The sequence below is a fragment of the Bradyrhizobium sp. SZCCHNS3016 genome (genome assembly GCF_032484535.1).
GTDB lineage: Bacteria > Pseudomonadota > Alphaproteobacteria > Rhizobiales > Xanthobacteraceae > Bradyrhizobium.
Genome location: NZ_JAUETE010000017.1, coordinates 93858 through 112604 on the forward strand (window position 1 = coordinate 93858; position 18747 = coordinate 112604).

The following is an 18747-nucleotide window of genomic DNA, read 5'->3' on the forward strand; positions in this document are numbered from 1 at the left end:
GACGCTGCCCTTCGTTTCCCCGGCCGACGCGCCCTACTCCGTCTTGCGCGACGCCTTTTCTTCCAGCCCCGACTGACCGGTGCGCTTGCCGAGCGCCGCCTCGACCTCCTCGAGCCGGACGTCCCGCGACTTCAACAACACCAACAGATGAAACAGCAGATCGGCGCTTTCGGAGATCAAATGCTCGCGGTCGGTGCCAACAGCGGCGATGACCGTCTCGACCGCCTCCTCGCCCATCTTCTTGGCGCATTGCGCCGGGCCCTTGTCGAGCAGCTTGCGCGTATACGACGCTTCGCCGCCCGCCGCGGCGCGCGCGTCGATGATGGCAGCGAGATCGTGAAGCGTGAAACGGGACATCAGCCGGTACTCGGAACGCCTGCCCGAACCACGGCGGCCGGACCAGCGTTCATCTAACATTTTTGCGGCGCAATGTCGTCAGGGATCGAGCCGCATCGGCAGGCCCTGGCGCGCCATGTGCTCCTTGGCCTGCCGGATGGTAAATTCCCCGAAATGGAAGATCGAGGCGGCCAGAACCGCAGTCGCACGGCCCTCGCGGATGCCGTCGACCAGATGGTCGAGATTGCCGACGCCGCCAGATGCGATCACCGGCACCGGGACGCTGTCGGCGACCGCCCGGGTCAGCGGCAGGTCAAAGCCCTGGCGCGTGCCGTCGCGGTCCATCGACGTCAGCAGGATCTCGCCGGCACCGAGCGCGACCACCTCCTGGGCGTATTCCAGCGCGTCGATGCCGGTCGATTTGCGTCCGCCATGGGTGAAGATCTCCCAGCGGCTGCCGCCGCCCGGCCGCGACACGGACTTGGCGTCGATCGCCACCACGATGCACTGCTCGCCGAACTTCTCGGCCGCCTCCTTGACGAATTCGCGCCTGCTCACCGCGGCCGAATTGATCGAGACCTTGTCGGCGCCGGACCGCAGCAGGGTCTTGATGTCGTCGATGGTGCGCACGCCGCCGCCGACCGTGACCGGCATGAAGCAGGCCTCCGCGGTGCGCCGGACGACGTCCAGCATGATGCCCCGGTTCTCATGGGTGGCGGTGATGTCGAGGAAGCAGAGCTCGTCGGCGCCGGCGGCGTCATAGGCGATCGCGGCCTCGACCGGATCGCCGGCGTCGCGCAGATTGACGAAGTTGACACCCTTGACGACCCGTCCGTCCTTGACGTCGAGGCAGGGAATGACACGGACTTTGAACATCCTGTTCTCTCCTACGCGCGCGCCGCGCGGATCAGCGCCAGCGCCTCCGCCGGGTCGAGCCGGCCGTCATAGAGCGCGCGGCCAGCGATGGCGCCCTCGAGCTTTTTCGCACGCGGTGTGAGCATGGCCTTGACGTCCTCGATCGAGGCCAGGCCGCCGGAGGCGATGACGGGAATCGAGATGGCATCGCCGAGCGCGATCGTAGCGTCGAGGTTGAGGCCCTTGAGCAGGCCGTCGCGCGCGATGTCGGTGAAGATGATCGCGGCGACGCCGGCGTCCTCGAAGCGTTTGGCGATGTCGAGCGCGGTGACCTCGGACGTCTCCGCCCAGCCTTCGACCGCGACCTTGCCGTCGCGGGCATCGAGGCCGACGGCGACGCGGCCCGGAAAGGCTTTCGCAGCGGTCTTCACCAGCTCGGGATCGCGCACCGCGGCGGTGCCGATGATGACGCGGGTGACGCCTTTGCCGAGCCAGGCCTCGACCGTCTTGAGATCGCGAATGCCGCCGCCGAGCTGCACCGGCATCTTGACGACCTCCAGCATCTTCTCGACGGCCTGCGCATTGACAGGCTTGCCGGCGAAGGCGCCGTCGAGGTCGACGACGTGGAGATATTCAAAGCCCTGGTCGGCGAAGCTCTTGGCCTGCGCGGCGGGATCGAGGTTGAACACGGTGGCGCGCACCATGTCGCCCTGCTCCAGGCGCACGCACTGGCCGTTCTTCAGATCGATGGCGGGAAACAGGATCATATCAGTTGTCTTTCAAGAGCGCGCCCTGTCCGCCTCTTGCGGCGAACAGGACGACAGCGCTCACGGCTTCCATTTCAGGAAGTTGGAAATGAGGGCGAGACCGAAACGCTGGCTCTTCTCGGGATGGAACTGGGTGCCGATCGCGGTGTCCTTGCCGACGATCGCCGTGATCGGACCGCCGTAATCGGCGCGCGCCAGCACATCGTTCTCGTTGACCGCATTCAAGTGATAGGAGTGCACGAAATAGGCGTGCAAGCCCTTCGGCCCGAGCGGCAGCCGCTCCAGGACCGGATGCTCCTGCACCAGGTCGAGCGTGTTCCAGCCCATGTGCGGGATTTTCAGGCTCTCGTCACGAGGCGCGATCTTCTCGACATCGCCGGCGATCCAGTCGAAGCCGTCGGTGGTGACATGCTCCTTGCCGCGCGTTGCCATCAATTGCATGCCGACGCAGATGCCGAAGAACGGCCGCGCCTTGTGGCGCACGGCTTCGGTCATCGCGTCCAGCATGCCATCGACGGAGTCGAGGCCGCGGCGGCAGTCGGCGAAGGCGCCGACGCCGGGCAACACGATGCGGTCGGCGCGATAGACGGTGTCGGGATCGCGTGTCACGACAACCTTCTGCGGATCCGCCATGCCGCGCGCAGCGCGCTCGAACGCCTTGGCGGCGGAATGCAGATTGCCGGAGCCGTAATCGATGATTGCAACACTCATCGTCCACCTCCGGGTTCGGGAAACAAGCCAATGATGCTGGCGTGCGGCAGCGGCGGCGGGTGCAGCCCATTGCCATTGTCGCGGGTCGGCGGCGCCGCGCCGCGATCGACGGTGTGATTGTCGTAGCCGAGCGTGCTGCGCCGGGCGGCCCAGCGCTCGAAGAAGCGGCGCTCGGCGGCATCGAGATCATCGGCGACGACGACGTCGAGCTGGCGCCAATTGCCGCGCGAGTAGCTCCAGCGCTTCAGGCTGGAGGCTTCGAGCCCGAGCAGGATCGCGAACAACAGATCGATTCCGGCAATCGCACCGCCGTTGACGCCGACGCGCACCAGGATCACGTCGAGCGCGATCATCAGCACGGTCCAGACGAGCATCGCAAGCCAGAGGCGATGCCAGGCCAGCCAGACGGCGCCGAGCACCGCGGCCCAGAAATGGAAGCCGTCGCGGATGAAGACGAAGCGATCGGTCGAACGCAGATCGACCCCGGCGGCCAGGGGAGCGTGAACCGTATAGACGGGCATGTCGATAATCCCTTGGACGGGGAGGTCAGCCGCCGAGCTGACCCTTGGTGGATGGCACTTCGCCCTGATTGCGCGGATCGATCGAAAGCGCTGTCCGCAGCGCCCGCGCCAGACCCTTGAAGCAGGATTCGGCGATATGATGGGCGTTCTCGCCGTACAGCGTCTCGACGTGCAAGGTGACGCCGGCGTTCATGGCAAACGCATTGAACCACTCGCGCACCAGCTCTGTGTCGAACTCGCCGATCTTGTCGCGCGCGAAGGTCGTGCGGAACACCAGCATCGGCCGGCCCGACACGTCGATCACGACGCGCGTCAAGGTCTCGTCCATCGGCATGTGGATCGAGGCATAGCGGGTGATGCCGGCCATGTCGCCGAGCGCCTGCCGCACCGCTTGGCCGAGCGCGATGCCGACATCCTCGGTGGTGTGGTGAAAGTCGATATGCAGGTCGCCGACCGCCTTGACCGTCATGTCGATGCGGGAATGCCGGGCAAGCAGATCCAGCATGTGATCGAAGAAGCCGATACCGGTCGCGATGTTCACGACGCCGGTGCCGTCGAGGTTCACGGACACCTCGATGTCGGTCTCTTTGGTCTTGCGCTTGATGGTCGCGCTACGCATGGGGTCAGCTTTCCCTTGAAAACGCGGCTCTTTTATCAGGCGGATGTCGGCTTAGCTACTGCGGGATAGCGCCCCGTACGCCTGATCTCGGGCCATGGTGAGCGGATTTCAAGACCGGGTCGGGCAGGGCAGGGACCCGGTAATTGTATCCCGACGCCTGAGCGCCTAAATCAGGGCATCAACCAGGGATCCCCCATGCACGCATCCTCGAACGAGCCCACCGTCTGGCACGGCACCACGATTCTGACCGTCCGCAAGGGGGGCAGGGTGGTGATCGGTGGCGACGGCCAGGTCTCGATCGGCCAGACCGTGATCAAGTCCAATGCCAAGAAGGTGCGCAAGCTCGGCAAGGGCGACGTCATCGGCGGCTTCGCCGGGGCCACCGCCGACGCCTTCACCCTGTTCGAGCGGCTGGAGAGCAAGCTCGAGCAGTATCCGGGGCAGCTGACCCGGGCGGCGGTCGAACTCGCCAAGGACTGGCGCACCGACCGCTACCTGCGGCGGCTCGAAGCCATGATGATCGTCGCCGACAAGGACGTCTCGCTGGTGCTGACCGGGACCGGCGACGTCCTGGAACCGGAGGCCGGCGTGATGGCGATCGGCTCCGGCGGCAACTATGCGCTTGCGGCGGCGCGTGCGCTGATCGACACCGACAAGGACGCCGAGAGCATCGTCCGGCGCTCGCTCGACATCGCCGCCGACATCTGCGTCTACACCAACCGCAACATCACCATCGAAGCATTGTCGGCCGAGTAGACCATGACCGCGGACGAGATCGGCGCCCCGTCCCGGCAGTCGTCCGGACCCTGGCTCATCCCGGTGCTCGGTCTGCTGGCGCTGCAGGCCGCACTGTTGTTCGCGATGGGCCGGCTGCCGATCTGCGCCTGCGGCACCGTCAAGCTGTGGCATGGCGTGGTGCAGAGCTCGGAGAACTCCCAGCATCTCACCGACTGGTACACGTTCTCCCACATCATTCACGGCTTCTTGTTCTATGCGCTGACCATGCTGGTGGTGCCGCGGCTGCCCTGGCAGGGGCGGCTGATCCTGGCGATGCTGATCGAGGGCACCTGGGAGCTGGTCGAGAACTCCAGCTTCATCATCGAGCGCTATCGTGCCGCCACGATCTCGCTGGACTATTTCGGCGACAGCATCGTGAACTCCGTCGGCGATACGCTGGCGATGATGATCGGCTTCCTGCTGGCGCGGGTGCTGCCGGTCTGGCTCACCGTCGTGATTGCAGTCGCGCTCGAGATCGGGGTGGGCCTGCACATCCGTGACAACCTGACCCTGAACATCTTGATGCTGATCTATCCAACCGAGGCGATCCGGCAGTGGCAGGCCGGACCGCCGCTCCTGTGACGGCGGAAATCCGGCTTGCCCTCATCCCCGTCCGACCCTAGCTAGAGCCTCATGACAGACTTTTCACCCCGCGAAATCGTCTCCGAACTCGACCGCTACATCGTCGGCCAGGCCGACGCCAAGCGGGCGGTGTCCATTGCGTTGCGCAACCGCTGGCGCCGGTTGCAGCTCGATGCAGGCCTGCGCGAGGAGGTGCTGCCGAAGAACATCCTGATGATCGGGCCGACCGGCGTCGGCAAGACCGAGATCGCGCGGCGGCTGGCCAAGCTCGCGGGCGCGCCGTTCCTGAAGGTCGAGGCGACCAAGTTCACCGAGGTCGGCTATGTCGGCCGCGACGTCGAGCAGATCATCCGCGATCTCGTCGAGGTCGCGATCGTCCAGGTGCGCGAGCGCAAGCGCAAGGACGTCGCCGCCCGGGCCCAGCTTGCCGCCGAGGAGCGCGTGCTCGATGCGCTGGTCGGCGCCAGCTCCAGCGCCGCCACCCGCGACTCGTTCCGCCGCAAGCTGCGCGCTGGCGAGCTGAACGACAAGGAGATCGAGATCGAGACGCAGTCGTCCGGCGGCGGCCTTCCGATGTTCGAGATCCCGGGCATGCCGGGGGCGCAGATGGGCGCGATCTCCATCGGCGACATCTTCGGCAAACTCGGCGGCCGCACCAAGACGCGGCGCGTCACGGTCGAAGCCTCGCACGACATCCTGATCGCGGAAGAGTCCGACAAGCTGCTCGACAGCGACCAGCTGGTGCAGGAGGCGATCAGCGTGGTCGAGAACAACGGCATCGTGTTCCTCGACGAGATCGACAAGATCTGCGTGCGCGAGAACCGCGCAGGCGGCGACGTCTCCCGCGAGGGCGTGCAGCGCGACCTGCTGCCGCTGATCGAGGGCACCACGGTCTCGACCAAGCATGGCGCTGTGAAGACGGATCACATCCTGTTCATCGCGTCGGGCGCGTTCCACATCGCCAAGCCATCGGACCTCTTGCCGGAGTTGCAGGGCCGGCTGCCGATCCGCGTCGAGCTGCAGGCGCTGACGCGCGACGACATGCGCCGCATCCTGACCGAGCCGGAGGCGTCGCTGATCAAGCAATATGTCGCGCTGATGAAGACCGAGGGCGTGACGCTCGACATCACCGACGATGCGATCGACGCGCTCGCCGACATCGCGGTCGCGGTCAACTCCACGGTCGAGAACATCGGCGCGCGTCGGCTGCAGACCGTGATGGAGCGCGTCCTCGACGACATCTCCTTCACGGCCTCCGACCGCAGCGGCGAGACCATGCGGGTCGACGCCGCCTTCGTGCAGCAGCACATTGGCGATCTCGCCAAGAACACTGATCTCAGCCGGTTCATTTTGTAGCGGCTACCCGTATGGGTCGAGGCCTAGCTACAAATCCCGCCGTCGTCCCCGCGAAAGCGGGGACCCATAGCCACCAAAGCCAATTGTGACTCTCGATGGCGGCTCCAGCCCTGCCTCAGCGTGTACAGCGGTGGCTATGGGTCCCGGCTCAAGGCCGGGACAATGTTGGATGTCGTGGTGACAATCTCCCCGCCGGCCATCGCTCGGTCATGGCATGACCGGCGCTTACAACAAACATTGGCAGGCGATGCTCGCCGTCAACGCCGCCGTGATGCTCGGCGTGGTCCTGCACAAGATCACGCTGCCGCCCTACATCCCCTACATCCACCTGCTGGTCGACTATCACCACGGCTTCATCAAGCGCGCGCTGGTCGGTGCCATCGTCGGACTGTTCACGGCGAAGGTGCCGGTGTGGCTGGTGTTCGCAATCGGCGGCAGCGTCTGGCTGATCACGCTCGCTCTGTACCTGAAGCTGTTCCGACGCACCTTTGGTTTTGATCGCGCGCAGCTGCCGCTGTTCGTCTTCACGGCGGGGTCGCCGTTCGTCTTCAAGAACTTCCTGTTCACGCTCGGTCATTTCGACATCTATGGCTGTCTCGGCGTCATCATCCTGTTGCTGGTCCCGGCGAGCTCACTCGGCTACGTCCTGCTCGCCACGCTCATCTCGGCGGTGCTGGTGCTGATCCATCACATCCATCTGCTGATGTATGTGCCCACCATCGTCGCCATCGTCGTGCTGCGCTACTATCTGGCCCGCCCCATCGCCCGGCTCGATCTTGCCGTGGGCGCAGGCGCGCTGCTCGGCCTCGGCATCCTGTTCCTGGCCGCGCAATTCCTCGGAACCATGCCGCTGCCCGAAGCCGATTTCGTAAGTTATTTGCAGACACGAATGGCCGATCCATTGCGCACCGAGCTGCTGCAGTTCGCCTATGTCTGGTACCAGCCGCTGTCCAAGGAAGTGCAGGACACCTGGGCGCGCATGCCGTCCAATCTGCTCGGCGTGCCCGTATATGCGCTGCTGCTCTGGCTGCATGCACCGCTATGGAGCTACTACAGAGATCTTGTCGGCGCATTGGAAGAGCGGCGTCATCGCCAGATCGTCATCGCCGCGCTGATCTTCATCAGCCTTGCCTACGTCGTGATGTTCGCGATGGTGTTCGACTATTCGCGCTGGATCTCGAGCTGGGTCGTTTGCATGGTGATGATGCTGCACGCGGTGAAGACGCTTCCCGCGACCAAGCCGATTGCACCGATTGATCCCGACGATCGCAGGACCACGATCCTGGGCTGGATCGTCACCGCCGTGCCGCGCGTCGGCATCATCCGGCCGATCTGAGCCTCAGCCTCTTGGGCGCCTGATACGGACGTAGAGCGCGCCGGCGCCGCCATGTCCGACATGGGCCTCCTCGAAGCCGACGATCAGCGAGCGGAATTCCGGCAGGCTCAGCCAATGTGGCACTTGGCGCCGGAGCACGCCGCGTTCAGGGTCCGCCCCGATGGTGCCCTTGCCGGTGATGACGAGCACGAAGGTCAGCCCATCATGCTGCGCGCGATGCAGGAAATGATGCAGCGCTTGGTGCGCCCGGCTCTGGGTCATGCCGTGCAAATCGAGCCGCGCATCGATCTCATTGCGGCCGCGCGACAGTTTCGAACGCTCCTTCCGGCCGAGCGAAACCAGCGGCGGAATCGCTGGCCGGACGGGTTTCGGCGCGGCAACCGGCGCGACCGGCCGCTGCGTCATCGCGGGTTTGTCCGGCTGCGGTTCGGACGTCGTCATCGGCGGATGCAGCCGCACCGGGCGCTGTGTCTTGCGCAGCGGCTTGACCTGGCGCGCCACCGTCTCCCACAGCATGCGCTCGTCCTCGGAGAGGCCGCGCTTGCGACGGCCGCGGGGCGGCTCGGGATCATGCGACATGGAAACGGCTTGTCATCGGCGGTTGCGGTGGCGTCTGCCATAGCGCAATCGGCGCATATTGCGATCACTTTCGAGTCGCGGTCGGGCCTCCGGCAGGGGCACTGGCTGTGGGGCCACCACGTTCTGCGCCACCGTGGTCGCGGATTTTGCGACGGCGATCGCGGAGCTAGCCGCGACGGGAGCAGCGGCCTTTGAATCCTTGGCCGCGGAGGGCGCCGCCGCCGTCTTGGCCTGGTCCTGCTCCTTCGCTTGATCTTTGGCAGGCTCCTTCGCTGCCTGCTTCGGCAGCGCTTGCGGAAACAGCTTGGCGATCTTCTCCGACGGACGCGCATCCGGCAGCGGCATCTTGCGGCCACGCGCGACCGGATCGAGGCTCTTCGGCACCAGCATCACGAACTGGATGCTGTGCTTGAGACGGCCGGAGACCTTGCCGGCGTCCTGTCCCGCGCCGAAGTAGAGGTCGGCGCGCGCAGGTCCGACGATCGCCGAGCCCGTATCCTGGGCAATCATCAGCCGGTGGAAAGCCGTCTTCGACCTCTCGGATTCGATCGGCAACTCGCCGGTGATGAAGAACGGCGTGCCATAGACGTGCAGCGACTTGTCGACCGCGATCGAGCGACCCGGAGTCAGCGGGATGCCCTGGGCGCCGACGGCCTCGTCCTTCTCCGACAACTGCACCTCGCGGAAGAAGATGTAGGAGCGGTTGGTCCGCCGCAGTTCGTTGGCACCTTCCGGGTTCTGCTCCATCCAGTCGCGGATGCGCTGCATCGACATCTGCTCGCGCGGAATGATGCCGCGCTCGATCAGGACACGACCGACCGGCGTATAGGGATGGCCATTATAGGCATCGTAGTTGATGCGGACGGTCGAGCCGTCGTCGAGACTGATGCGCGCGGATCCCTGGATCTGGGCAAACAGCAGGTCCGTCTGGTTCCTCAGCCACGCGATCTCCAGGCCGCGGCCCTCGATGGCGCCGTCCTCGATCTCCGCGCGGTCGAAATAGGGGACCAGCTTGCGCCGTCCGATCTTCCGGTAGACGGGACCCTTGTTGGGCAGGCTCGTCGCGTCCTGCTTGAAGCCGCGAACGAACAGATTGGAGGGGCGGCGATAGACCGGAACGTTGTAGACCTCGTTCTGGGTCCGCGAGCCGTCGATCACGGGTTCGTAGTAGCCGGTGACGAAGCCGTCGGCATCGCCGAGCTTGGAGATCTTCAGCGGCTCGAAGTGCCGTTCGAAGAACGCCCTCGCTGCAGCATTGTCGGCAAGATCGGCGGACCGCGCATCGCGGCAAGGATCACGCAGGGAATCGCCTAGCGCCTTGGCGTCCGGCGTGACATCCGTCTTGGCGGCGATCGGCTTGCAACTGGCGCGGAACGTCCGGTACGCCGCGAGCTGATCATCGTCGTTCCAGCCGGGCACGTCGTTCCAGGCCAATGGCAGGTACTGGCTGTTGTTGATTTCGAGCGGCCAGTCGAGCTGGGGGTAGGGCAGGTGGCGTACCGATGCCGCCGGGGTCCGGTGACGCGAGCGCACCGCCTCGGCCGCGTAAGGGGCGAGCGCCACGGCAACGACGCTCAAGGCGAGCGCCGATGTCCAGTACTTCACGCGATGGGCGGTGAAACCCCGCTTCCAAATTTCGCGAACCATGCTTGCACCATCAAAGTACCACTCAACGCGAAATTCGGAGAAAACGGCATGTTCAAAAGATCAATCTCAAAAACCCGAGGATGCGGCTCGTCGTACTCCTGACGCAGCCGGCCGACACCGAGAGCGGTGGCCTCCAACGTAACACCGCCGGCGGCAACCTATTCCATCAATGGCTGCCGGTGCCGACCAGCTTCCAATTGGGATCGCGCGAGCCGGTGTCGCGGGCAAAAGTCCAGATGTCGGTGATGTCGGCCACCTTGTCCGGATTGCCGTCGACGATGTTGCCCATCTTGTCGCGTGTCACCGAGATCATCTGCGAGACGAAGCGCACCGTGACCTGCGCGGTGCGGTCGCGCAGCTCGGCACCGACCAGCTCGGCGGTATCGATGGAGACGAAGCGGGTTTCGGTCTTCTGCTCCTGCTTCTCACGCTCCTTGATGACGGCGTCGAAGCTCTCATAGACCTCGGACGACAGCAGGTCGCGCAACGCGCGGCGATCGCCATTGGCAAACGCCAGCACGATCATCTCGTAGGCGCTGCGCGCACCGGTCAGGAAATGGCGCGGATCGAACGATGAGTCATCGGCGACGATCGCGTCGAGGCCACGCGCGAGCGGCGTGCCCGGCTCGGCCAGGCCGCGCCAGCGATCGCCCGCCGCCGGCATCTCGCCGCCGGGGACCGAAGCCGAGGGGTCGACGGGCTTGTTGGGAACCGGCATGACGTGGTTGTCCGGCGCACCCTGGACCGCGTTTCTGGCGGCGTGATCGAACGGCGTCCGCTCGCTTCCGGTGCGCTGCCCGAGCACGGCGCGCAGGCGCACGAAGATGAAGACCGCCAACGCCAGGAAGATGATGGTATAAATGTCCACGTCGTGTTCGCTTTCTGACCTGTCGAGCCGAACGCGGAGCCCGGCCACCGGACACCCGTTCTACAGGATCCAGGTAAAGACCCGTGAATCCCTCGGTCGACCCGGATGTAGTCATCGAATTGGGCCCGGCCAATGGCACATTGTGGCGTAGCGATCCTAACCCTTTTCCCTCTCAAGGGGAAATCCGATCGACCCCTGATTGGAACGGGGTAGGCCGGTCGCTGGTTCCGCCCGGGGGCCGATGCGACAAATAGAGGCATGCCGGCCGGATCAATCCTTTGCCTCGGCCTTTTGCGGCGTCCGTGGCTCGTCCTTGTGGAACAAGCCGGCCCTATGGTAGCCACGCGCCGCAACGACCCGCCCTTTTTGCCTGGAGAACACTGCGATGACCAACGGTAACGGCGCCACTCCCGAGGCGGCTGCTCCTCCTCAACTGAACGTGCTGGCCCAATACATCAAGGATCTCTCGTTCGAGAATCCGAACGCTCCGCAGTCCCTGGCACCGCAGGGCCAGCCGCCGCAGATCAATATCCAGATCAATGTCGGTGCCAATGCTCTGAATGACACCGAATACGAGGTGACGCTGACGATCGAGGGCAAGGCCGAGAGCGGCAGCCAAGTGATGTTCAGCTTCGAGCTGGTCTACGGCGGCGTGTTCCGGCTGGTCAACATTCCACGCGAGAACCTGTCGCCGATGCTGCTGATCGAATGCCCGCGCCTCTTGTTCCCGTTCGCCCGCGAGATCGTCGCCAACTCGGTGCGCGACGGCGGCTTCCCGCCGCTGATGCTGGACCCGGTCGATTTCGTTGGCCTGTACCGCCAGAACATGGAGCGCCAGGCAGCGGCCCAGGCCGGCCAGGTGCTGTCGAGCTGATCTGGTTCAGCTTTACGATTGATGTTTGCAGGGCGTGATCCGCTGCCGATCCGGCGGATCACGTGCCGGCGAGAAACTCCATCCAGATCGGCTTGTCGCCGAGGGTGGCGATGAAGGCGCGATGCGCCTCTCGCTCCGCATCCGTGACCCGTGGCAGAAGCGGCTGCTCGCGCTGACGGCGCGGCGTATCGCCGGCCCCCCCGATGCGGATCTCCTGGCTGTCCTGGGTCAGGATCAGCTGCGACTGCCGCGCCCCGACCAGATCGACATAGACCTCGGCCAGCAGTTCGGCGTCGAGCAACGCGCCGTGCTTGGTGCGGCGTGAGTTGTCGATCGCATAGCGTGAGCAGAGGTCGTCGAGGCGGTTCGACACGCCAGGATGCTTGCGACGTGCGAGCAGCAGCGTGTCGACCAGACGGTCCCTCGGAATGGCCGCGCGCTTGACCCGGTCGAGCTCCGCATTGATGAAGCCGATGTCGAACGAGGCGTTGTGGATCACCAGCGGGGCATCGCCGATGAATTCCAGGAACTCCTCCACGATCTCGTGAAACAGCGGCTTGTCCGCCAGGAACTCGCTCGACAGTCCGTGAACCGCGAACGCTTCCGCCGGCATGTCGCGTTCGGGGTTGATGTAGCGGTGGTAGACTTGGCCGGTGGGCATGCGGTTGATGATCTCGACACAGCCGATCTCGACCAGGCGGTCGCCGCGCAGGGCGTCGAGGCCGGTGGTTTCGGTGTCGAGAACGATCTCACGCATCTGATCTGATCCGTCGAATTCCGCGCCGCCGGCGTTCGCGAATCAGCCCCGGCGCTGCGGCATTCTAACGACCTCCGCCAGGATGTCGCGGATGCGTGCCCGCACCGGATCGAGGCCGTGCGAGGTATCCACGACGAAATCGGCGCGCTTGCGCTTCTCGGCATCCGGCATCTGCCGTGCGAGCAGCGCATCGAGCGCTTCTTCCGTCATCGTGCCGCGCGCCAGGATGCGTTGGCGCTGGATCTCGGGCGACGTCGACACAACCACCACGGCATCGACGCGCTTGTCGCCGCCGGTCTCGAACAGCAAGGGGACATCGACGACGGCAACCGGCACGCCGGACTGCTCGGCGTCGTCGAGAAACTTCTGATGGTAGGAGCGCAACATCGGATGCACGATCGCTTCGAGCCTGCGGATCGCGGCGGGATCGCCGACGACCTTGGCGGAGAGCCTGGCCCGATCCACCTTGCCGTCCACCGTCGTCCCAGGAAATTCGGCTTCGATCGCCGGCGCGGCTTCGCCCTCATAGACCTTATGAACGGTCGCGTCGGCGTCGTAGACCGGTACGCCGGCTTCGGCGAACAGCTTTGCGGTCGTCGACTTGCCCATGCCCATCGAGCCGGTTAGACCCAGCACTCTCATCCGCGGTCACTCCCCCTTACGCGTGGCTGCGGTCGGCATCAGATCCTGAGCAGCTTCGCTTCGCGAAAATAGGCGAGCAGCGGCAACAGCGGCAGGCCGAGTATGGTGAAGTGATCGCCGTCGATCCGGTCGAACAGGTGCACACCGAGCCCTTCCAGCTGATAGGCGCCGACGCTGGATGTGACGGCTTCGCCGGCGGCATCGAGATAGGCCGCAATCTCGGTTTCGGTGAGGGCGCGCATCGTCATCCAGGCAATTGCGACGTGCGAGAACAGCACCTCGCCGTTGCGGACCACGGCAATGGCCGAGTGCAGCGCATGGGTGCGCCCGCCCAGCGCCAACAGTTGCTGCATGGCATGCTGGCGGCCGGCCGGCTTGTTGAACATGCGCTCACCCAATGCGAGCGTCTGATCCGCGCCCACCACATATGAATTGGGCTGGCTGGCCGAGACTGCAGCGGCCTTTGCGTTGGCAAGGTGTAACGCGATCTCGTAGGGCGCCACCAGGCCGGCTTCGGCCTGCACCGCGCGTTCGTCGATATCGGCCGGAAGGGCCTCGCACGCGAGGCCTGCGTTCGCGAGCAGCATCCGCCGCGCGCGGCTTTGCGATGCCAGAATGAGAGGCTCGTCACTGCACCAGATGGACATTGATCCGCTCACTAGTCCGGAAGCCGCTGCCGCTGCCGGTCGGTATAGAGTTTCAGGATCGCGGCCGCCGTCTCCTCGATCGAGCGCCGCGTCACGTCGAGCATGACCCAGTTGAACTTCGCACTCAGCTTGCGTGCATAGGCGACCTCGTCCGTCACCGACTGCTTGTCGACATAATTCTCATTGCCGGATTCCGCACCCATGCTGAGCAGGCGATTCTGCCGCACCTGGATCAGCCGCTCCGGGGTCGCATGCAGGCTGACGACCAGGGGCTTCTTCAATGTCTCGAGCTGATGCGGGATCGGAATGCCCGGGACCAGCGGCACGTTGGCGGTGCGCACGCCGCGGTTGGCGAGATAGATCGAGGTCGGAGTCTTCGACGTCCGGCTGACGCCCACCAGCACCACCTCGGCGTCTTCGAGGCCGTCGACCATCTGCCCGTCATCGTGGAGCATCGTGTAGTTCAGCGCATCGATGCGGGCGAAATATTCGGCATTGAGCACATGCTGCGCACCGACGCGGCCGGCGGTCGATGCGCCGAGATAGGCCTCGAACAGCTGCATCACCGGACCGATGATCGACAGGCTCGGGATGTTGATCTGCTGGCACTTGCCTTCGAGCCGGCTGACCAGGTCCTTCTCGAGCAGGGTGAACAGCACGATGCCGGGGGCTTCCTCGATCTCGTCGAGCACACGGTCGAGCTGCTTCTGGCTGCGAACCAGCGGGTACACGTGCTCGACGGGGGTCACGTTGGTGTACTGCGCGGCGACCGCTCGCGCGACCGTGATCAAGGTTTCGCCCGTCGAATCGGAAACCAGATGCAGGTGAAAGTAATTGCCGGTGGTGGGCATCAAATCCTTAACGATCTGTGAATCCCTGTGAAGGATGGGACCAAAAAGCGGCCTCGGACCGCTCCCTTTGTATAACCCCGATAGTTCTGCACATGGTCGCCGTCCGGGACGGCGCCAGGCAGCAGTGCGATGATATCGGGACGAGGTCGGTTTGTCTCTGGATAAGCTGTCGAAGGATTTCGGCAAGCGTTTGAATCACATTGAACTCTGCGGCGATCCGGCGTGTGCAGCTCACATGTTGAGGGATGTGAACAAGCTGCGGGCACACTGCGGATGACATTGCATGAGTCCAATCCACCGCTACCTAGACTCAAACCTTAAGATTCTAAAATTATTTGGTTTGGAGGGGACTGAGCGAGCGGATATGTCTCGGCACGCAAGCTGATCACCAGCCGAGAGGATCACGCGTCTCCGATGTATGAGTGGATCAAGGCCCTGCACGTCATCGCCGTCATCGCGTGGATGGCCGGCATGCTGTATCTGCCGCGGCTGTTCGTCTATCATTGCGACGCCGAGATCGGCTCGAAGCAGTCCGAGACGTTCAAGGTCATGGAGCGGCGCCTGCTCAAGGCGATCATCAATCCGGCGATGACCGTGACGTGGCTTGCCGGCCTCTATTTGGTCTGGGCCGGCCACTGGTATACCAGCGGTTGGTTTCATGCCAAATTTCTGCTCGTGCTGATCATGTCCGGAGTCCACGGACTGTTCACCCGCTGGGTCAGGGAATTCGGCGCCGACAAGAACACCCGCAGCCAGAAATTCTACCGCTACATCAATGAGGTACCAACGGTACTGATGATAGGCATCGTGATTCTCGTGATCGTCAAGCCGTTCTGACCGTTTCCCTCGGAATACCGCTGCGCTGCAGACGCCTTGCAGACGCCGGCGCGATTTTCTATATTGTAGATATCCCACCCCACGCAGGCGGATGTGGTTGCGTTCCGGCTTGACCGGCCGCCGCATCAGGTCTGGTGCCTCATCGGCGCCAACCTTGCTCAGACCTGCGGACCTCATTTTCGTCCGCCTTCCCACAGCCACCTCGCATCCCTCCCAAGTCGCTTCCACAGGACCACCCCAATGCGGGAAATCAAACTACAGGACCTCAAGTCAAAGACGCCGGCCGAGCTCGTCTCCTTCGCGGAGGAAAACGGGGTCGAGAACGCCAGCACGATGCGCAAGCAGGAGCTGATGTTCGCCATCCTCAAACAGCTCGCGATCCAGGAAATCGACATCATCGGCGAGGGCGTCGTCGAGGTGCTCTCCGATGGCTTCGGCTTCCTCCGCTCGCCCGATGCCAACTACCTGCCGGGTCCCGATGACATCTACGTCTCGCCCTCGCAGATCCGCCGCTTCGGGCTGCGCACCGGTGACACCATCGAGGGACACATCCGCAGCCCGAAAGAGGGCGAGCGCTATTTCGCGCTGCTCAAGGTCAACACGCTGAACTTCGAGGATCCCGAGAAGTCCAAGCACAAGGTCAATTTCGACAATCTCACGCCGCTGTTTCCGGACGAGCGCTTCCGGCTCGAGCTCGAGGATCCGACCCGCAAGGATCTGTCGCCACGCGTGATCGACATCGTCGCGCCAATCGGCAAGGGCCAGCGCGCGCTGATCGTCGCGCCTCCGCGCACCGGCAAGACGGTGCTGATGCAGAACATCGCGCACTCGATCACGGCCAATCATCCCGAGTGCTACCTGATCGTGCTGCTGATCGACGAGCGTCCGGAAGAAGTCACGGACATGCAACGCTCGGTGAAGGGCGAGGTCGTGTCCTCGACCTTCGACGAGCCGGCGGCGCGTCACGTCCAGGTCGCGGAGATGGTGATCGAGAAGGCCAAGCGCCTAGTCGAGCACGGCCGCGACGTCGTCATTCTGCTGGACTCGATCACCCGTCTCGGCCGCGCCTACAACACCGTCGTGCCGTCCTCCGGCAAAGTGCTGACCGGCGGTGTCGACGCCAACGCGTTGCAGCGGCCGAAGCGCTTCTTCGGTGCTGCCCGCAACATCGAGGAAGGCGGTTCGCTGACCATCATCGCGACCGCGCTGGTCGACACCGGCAGCCGCATGGACGAGGTCATCTTCGAGGAATTCAAGGGCACCGGCAACTCCGAGCTCATCCTCGACCGCAAGGTCGCGGACAAGCGGACCTTCCCGGCGATCGACATCGCCCGCTCCGGCACCCGCAAGGAAGAGCTCATCACCGAGCCGCAGAACCTCAAGAAGATGTACGTGCTCCGCCGCATCCTCAATCCGATGGGCACGATGGACGCGATCGACTTCCTGCTCGACAAGCTTCGCAGCACCAAGAGCAATGCCGAGTTCTTCGAATCCATGAACACCTGATCGGCCCACGGTCTTGATTTGGAAAGGGCGCTCTTTGGAGCGCCCTTTTTGTTTGACTTGTTTGTCGCTGCGCCCGGCGAGAAGTCCTCGATGCTTATCCGCCCGCCATGGTTCGCCGTAAAGCATGCCGCTGCAAACCGATTGTCTTTCGCTGCCGGTGAGCCCAACTGAGGATCATGCATCCTCACGACCAGACCATCTTCGCGCTGTCCTCCGGACGCCTGCCGAGTGCGATTGCGATCGTCAGACTCTCCGGGCCTCACGCCGGCATCGCCCTTCAGATGCTTGCGGGGAAACTGCCGCTGCCGAGGATGGCGACGCGCGCCTTGCTGCGGGATGGCAATGGCGAACCAATCGACGATGCCGTCGTGCTGTGGTTTCCCGGCCCAGCCAGCGCCACCGGCGAGGATGTTGCCGAGCTGCATGTCCATGGCAGCCGTGCCGTCGTCGCGACAATGTTCTCGGTGCTGTCGACGATGCCGCAGATGCGCCCTGCCGAGCCGGGCGAGTTCACGCGGCGCGCGTTCGAGAATGGCAAGATCGATCTGACCGAAGCCGAGGGGCTCGACGATCTCATTCATGCCGACACGGATCGGCAGCGGCGCCAGGCGTTGCGCCAGCTCAAGGGCCTGCTTGGTGACAAGGCGAGGGGCTGGCGTGAGCAGATCATCGAAGCTACGGCGCTGATCGAAGCCGGGATCGATTTTGCCGATGAAGGCGACGTGCCAACCGAGCTGATGGCGCCGGCGCTATCGCGGATTGAACAGCTCCTGGCGGAGATCGAGGCCGTGTTGTCGGCGCAGGGCCGGGCCGAGCGGCTGCGCGATGGCCTGACGGTCGTCATCGCCGGACCTCCAAACGCGGGCAAGTCGACCTTGATGAACCAGCTGGCCCGACGTGAGGTGGCGATCGTCTCGCCTCATGCCGGCACCACGCGCGACGTCATCGAGATCCAGCTTGATCTCCAAGGCTATCCCGTCACGGTGATCGATACCGCGGGGATCCGGGAGACGGACGACCCCGTGGAGCAGGAGGGGGTGCGCCGAGCCCGGGATCGGGCTGCGCAGGCCGATCTCGTGCTGTGGCTGTCCGAGGATGGTCAGCCGGAGGCAGAGCGTCGAAGCGGGGTGCCTGTCTGGCTGGTCCGGAACAAGATCGATCTGCCGAGACCGCAGGAGACAGCCACGGCGATGGCGCAGGGCGATGCTCCGATCTTTGCTATCTCGGCCAGAACCGGAGCAGGGGTGGCCGGCCTGTTGGAGGCTCTGATTGGCTTTGCCCGTGACTTCTTCGGATCGACCGAGAATGGCCTGATCACCCGGGAGCGGCAACGAGCCCTGCTCAATGAGACCGTGGCGGCGCTTCGTCGGAGCGTTAGGGCTGTTGATCTCGGTGAGGAGCTTGCCGCGGAGGAGCTGCGGATCGCCGCACTGGCGCTTGGGCGTCTGTTGGGGCGGGTCGATGTCGAGGATGTGCTGGACGTGATCTTCCGCGAGTTCTGTATCGGAAAGTAGCAGCGTCAAGAGCCTCGCCGGACGCAGATATGCTTAATGAAATGTTGCTTGGTTAACTGATCGTCAATCGTTTCACGTGAAACAGGGTAGAGCCCTCGTTGGACGTTTCACGTGAAACAAGTCCAGATGGCATCGATGCTGTTTCACGTGAAACATCTCCCTGCC

Annotated in this window: 21 protein-coding genes; 8 read left to right on the plus strand and 13 right to left on the minus strand. The window is 64.3% G+C overall.

Annotated features, from left to right (window positions below; genetic code table 11):
- Nucleotides 1–33: 33 nt before the first annotated feature.
- From QW881_RS27555 to hisB, 6 genes are all read right to left on the minus strand, one after another.
- Complete coding sequence (locus QW881_RS27555) at nt 34–357, minus strand: phosphoribosyl-ATP diphosphatase (protein ID WP_257167618.1); 324 nt, start codon at nt 355–357, stop codon at nt 34–36.
- 78 nt (nt 358–435) lie between these two features.
- Nucleotides 436–1212 carry an imidazole glycerol phosphate synthase subunit HisF gene (gene hisF, locus QW881_RS27560; RefSeq protein ID WP_315740432.1) on the minus strand — a complete coding sequence of 259 codons (777 nt, stop codon included), beginning with the start codon at nt 1210–1212 and terminating at the stop codon, nt 436–438.
- 11 nt (nt 1213–1223) lie between these two features.
- The gene (hisA, locus tag QW881_RS27565) at nt 1224–1958 is read right to left on the minus strand and encodes a 1-(5-phosphoribosyl)-5-[(5-phosphoribosylamino)methylideneamino]imidazole-4-carboxamide isomerase (protein WP_315759069.1); all 735 of its coding nucleotides are present in this window, start codon (nt 1956–1958) and stop codon (nt 1224–1226) included.
- Between the two features lie 60 nt (nt 1959–2018).
- The gene (gene hisH / locus QW881_RS27570) at nt 2019–2669 is read right to left on the minus strand and encodes an imidazole glycerol phosphate synthase subunit HisH (RefSeq protein ID WP_315759070.1); all 651 of its coding nucleotides are present in this window, start codon (nt 2667–2669) and stop codon (nt 2019–2021) included.
- The gene (locus QW881_RS27575) at nt 2666–3190 is read right to left on the minus strand and encodes a DUF2628 domain-containing protein (protein ID WP_315759071.1); all 525 of its coding nucleotides are present in this window, start codon (nt 3188–3190) and stop codon (nt 2666–2668) included. The genes hisH and QW881_RS27575 overlap by 4 nt, the downstream gene beginning before the upstream one ends.
- A 25-nt stretch (nt 3191–3215) precedes the next feature.
- Nucleotides 3216–3809, minus strand: a complete 594-nt coding sequence (hisB, locus tag QW881_RS27580) for an imidazoleglycerol-phosphate dehydratase HisB (RefSeq protein ID WP_315759073.1) — start codon at nt 3807–3809, stop codon at nt 3216–3218.
- A 195-nt stretch (nt 3810–4004) separates the two neighbouring features.
- Between hisB and hslV the strand changes: the two genes are divergently transcribed.
- From hslV to QW881_RS27600, 4 genes are all read left to right on the plus strand, one after another.
- Nucleotides 4005–4565 carry an ATP-dependent protease subunit HslV gene (hslV, locus tag QW881_RS27585; protein ID WP_315759075.1) on the plus strand — a complete coding sequence of 187 codons (561 nt, stop codon included), beginning with the start codon at nt 4005–4007 and terminating at the stop codon, nt 4563–4565.
- A 3-nt stretch (nt 4566–4568) separates the two neighbouring features.
- On the plus strand, nt 4569–5168 hold the full coding sequence (locus QW881_RS27590) for a DUF2585 domain-containing protein (protein WP_315759076.1): 600 nt from the start codon (nt 4569–4571) through the stop codon (nt 5166–5168).
- Between the two features lie 51 nt (nt 5169–5219).
- Nucleotides 5220–6524 carry an ATP-dependent protease ATPase subunit HslU gene (hslU, locus tag QW881_RS27595; RefSeq protein ID WP_315740425.1) on the plus strand — a complete coding sequence of 435 codons (1305 nt, stop codon included), beginning with the start codon at nt 5220–5222 and terminating at the stop codon, nt 6522–6524.
- Between the two features lie 214 nt (nt 6525–6738).
- Entirely contained in the window at nt 6739–7860 is a 1122-nt protein-coding gene (locus tag QW881_RS27600) for a hypothetical protein (RefSeq protein WP_315759077.1), read from the plus strand.
- 3 nt (nt 7861–7863) lie between these two features.
- Here the strand turns inward: QW881_RS27600 and QW881_RS27605 are convergent, their stop codons facing one another.
- From QW881_RS27605 to QW881_RS27615, 3 genes are all read right to left on the minus strand, one after another.
- Nucleotides 7864–8439, minus strand: a complete 576-nt coding sequence (locus QW881_RS27605) for a Smr/MutS family protein (protein ID WP_315759078.1) — start codon at nt 8437–8439, stop codon at nt 7864–7866.
- A gap of 12 nt (nt 8440–8451) precedes the next feature.
- A complete protein-coding gene (locus QW881_RS27610; RefSeq protein ID WP_315759079.1) occupies nt 8452–10086 on the minus strand; it encodes a murein transglycosylase A in 1635 nt (544 codons plus the stop codon).
- Nucleotides 10087–10252: 166 nt separating this feature from the next.
- Nucleotides 10253–10954 carry a Tim44/TimA family putative adaptor protein gene (locus tag QW881_RS27615; protein ID WP_315740421.1) on the minus strand — a complete coding sequence of 234 codons (702 nt, stop codon included), beginning with the start codon at nt 10952–10954 and terminating at the stop codon, nt 10253–10255.
- 385 nt (nt 10955–11339) lie between these two features.
- Here QW881_RS27615 and secB point away from each other — a divergent pair, with 385 nt between their 5' ends.
- Complete coding sequence (gene secB, locus QW881_RS27620; protein WP_315759080.1) at nt 11340–11828, plus strand: protein-export chaperone SecB; 489 nt, start codon at nt 11340–11342, stop codon at nt 11826–11828.
- Between the two features lie 58 nt (nt 11829–11886).
- Here secB and dnaQ read toward each other — a convergent pair whose 3' ends face one another.
- The 4 genes from dnaQ to QW881_RS27640 are packed head-to-tail and all read right to left on the minus strand — an operon-like array spanning nt 11887 to nt 14725.
- On the minus strand, nt 11887–12585 hold the full coding sequence (dnaQ, locus tag QW881_RS27625) for a DNA polymerase III subunit epsilon (RefSeq protein WP_315759081.1): 699 nt from the start codon (nt 12583–12585) through the stop codon (nt 11887–11889).
- A 42-nt stretch (nt 12586–12627) separates the two neighbouring features.
- Entirely contained in the window at nt 12628–13227 is a 600-nt protein-coding gene (gene coaE, locus QW881_RS27630; RefSeq protein ID WP_315759082.1) for a dephospho-CoA kinase, read from the minus strand.
- A gap of 38 nt (nt 13228–13265) precedes the next feature.
- Nucleotides 13266–13874, minus strand: coding sequence for a Maf family protein (locus QW881_RS27635; RefSeq protein ID WP_315759083.1), 609 nt, complete (start codon nt 13872–13874; stop codon nt 13266–13268).
- Between the two features lie 11 nt (nt 13875–13885).
- Nucleotides 13886–14725, minus strand: coding sequence for a pyruvate, water dikinase regulatory protein (locus QW881_RS27640; protein ID WP_315740416.1), 840 nt, complete (start codon nt 14723–14725; stop codon nt 13886–13888).
- A 414-nt stretch (nt 14726–15139) separates the two neighbouring features.
- Between QW881_RS27640 and hemJ the strand changes: the two genes are divergently transcribed.
- The 3 genes from hemJ to mnmE all read left to right on the plus strand — a co-directional run bounded on the left by hemJ (nt 15140) and on the right by mnmE (nt 18582).
- Nucleotides 15140–15562, plus strand: a complete 423-nt coding sequence (hemJ, locus tag QW881_RS27645) for a protoporphyrinogen oxidase HemJ (RefSeq protein ID WP_315740415.1) — start codon at nt 15140–15142, stop codon at nt 15560–15562.
- Nucleotides 15563–15802: 240 nt separating this feature from the next.
- The gene (gene rho, locus QW881_RS27650; protein ID WP_315740414.1) at nt 15803–17068 is read left to right on the plus strand and encodes a transcription termination factor Rho; all 1266 of its coding nucleotides are present in this window, start codon (nt 15803–15805) and stop codon (nt 17066–17068) included.
- A gap of 176 nt (nt 17069–17244) precedes the next feature.
- Nucleotides 17245–18582: a tRNA uridine-5-carboxymethylaminomethyl(34) synthesis GTPase MnmE gene (gene mnmE, locus QW881_RS27655; protein WP_315759085.1), complete on the plus strand. Its 1338-nt coding sequence runs from the start codon at nt 17245–17247 to the stop codon at nt 18580–18582.
- Nucleotides 18583–18747 lie beyond the last annotated feature (165 nt).

Excerpts from the sequence above, each read along its gene's own strand:
- hslV (WP_315759075.1), top strand. The coding sequence starts at position 4,005 with ATGCACGCATCCTCGAACGAGCCCACCGTCTGGCACGGCACCACGATT.
- secB (WP_315759080.1), top strand. The coding sequence starts at position 11,340 with ATGACCAACGGTAACGGCGCCACTCCCGAGGCGGCTGCTCCTCCTCAA.
- mnmE (WP_315759085.1), top strand. The coding sequence starts at position 17,245 with ATGCATCCTCACGACCAGACCATCTTCGCGCTGTCCTCCGGACGCCTG.
- QW881_RS27635 (WP_315759083.1), bottom strand. The coding sequence starts at position 13,874 with ATGTCCATCTGGTGCAGTGACGAGCCTCTCATTCTGGCATCGCAAAGC.
- coaE (WP_315759082.1), bottom strand. The coding sequence starts at position 13,227 with ATGAGAGTGCTGGGTCTAACCGGCTCGATGGGCATGGGCAAGTCGACG.
- rho (WP_315740414.1), top strand. The coding sequence starts at position 15,803 with ATGCGGGAAATCAAACTACAGGACCTCAAGTCAAAGACGCCGGCCGAG.
- hslU (WP_315740425.1), top strand. The coding sequence starts at position 5,220 with ATGACAGACTTTTCACCCCGCGAAATCGTCTCCGAACTCGACCGCTAC.
- QW881_RS27600 (WP_315759077.1), top strand. The coding sequence starts at position 6,739 with ATGACCGGCGCTTACAACAAACATTGGCAGGCGATGCTCGCCGTCAAC.
- hisA (WP_315759069.1), bottom strand. The coding sequence starts at position 1,958 with ATGATCCTGTTTCCCGCCATCGATCTGAAGAACGGCCAGTGCGTGCGC.
- QW881_RS27605 (WP_315759078.1), bottom strand. The coding sequence starts at position 8,439 with ATGTCGCATGATCCCGAGCCGCCCCGCGGCCGTCGCAAGCGCGGCCTC.
- QW881_RS27590 (WP_315759076.1), top strand. The coding sequence starts at position 4,569 with ATGACCGCGGACGAGATCGGCGCCCCGTCCCGGCAGTCGTCCGGACCC.
- hisF (WP_315740432.1), bottom strand. The coding sequence starts at position 1,212 with ATGTTCAAAGTCCGTGTCATTCCCTGCCTCGACGTCAAGGACGGACGG.
- QW881_RS27640 (WP_315740416.1), bottom strand. The coding sequence starts at position 14,725 with ATGCCCACCACCGGCAATTACTTTCACCTGCATCTGGTTTCCGATTCG.
- hemJ (WP_315740415.1), top strand. The coding sequence starts at position 15,140 with ATGTATGAGTGGATCAAGGCCCTGCACGTCATCGCCGTCATCGCGTGG.
- QW881_RS27610 (WP_315759079.1), bottom strand. The coding sequence starts at position 10,086 with ATGGTTCGCGAAATTTGGAAGCGGGGTTTCACCGCCCATCGCGTGAAG.
- QW881_RS27555 (WP_257167618.1), bottom strand. The coding sequence starts at position 357 with ATGTCCCGTTTCACGCTTCACGATCTCGCTGCCATCATCGACGCGCGC.
- hisH (WP_315759070.1), bottom strand. The coding sequence starts at position 2,669 with ATGAGTGTTGCAATCATCGATTACGGCTCCGGCAATCTGCATTCCGCC.
- dnaQ (WP_315759081.1), bottom strand. The coding sequence starts at position 12,585 with ATGCGTGAGATCGTTCTCGACACCGAAACCACCGGCCTCGACGCCCTG.
- hisB (WP_315759073.1), bottom strand. The coding sequence starts at position 3,809 with ATGCGTAGCGCGACCATCAAGCGCAAGACCAAAGAGACCGACATCGAG.
- QW881_RS27575 (WP_315759071.1), bottom strand. The coding sequence starts at position 3,190 with ATGCCCGTCTATACGGTTCACGCTCCCCTGGCCGCCGGGGTCGATCTG.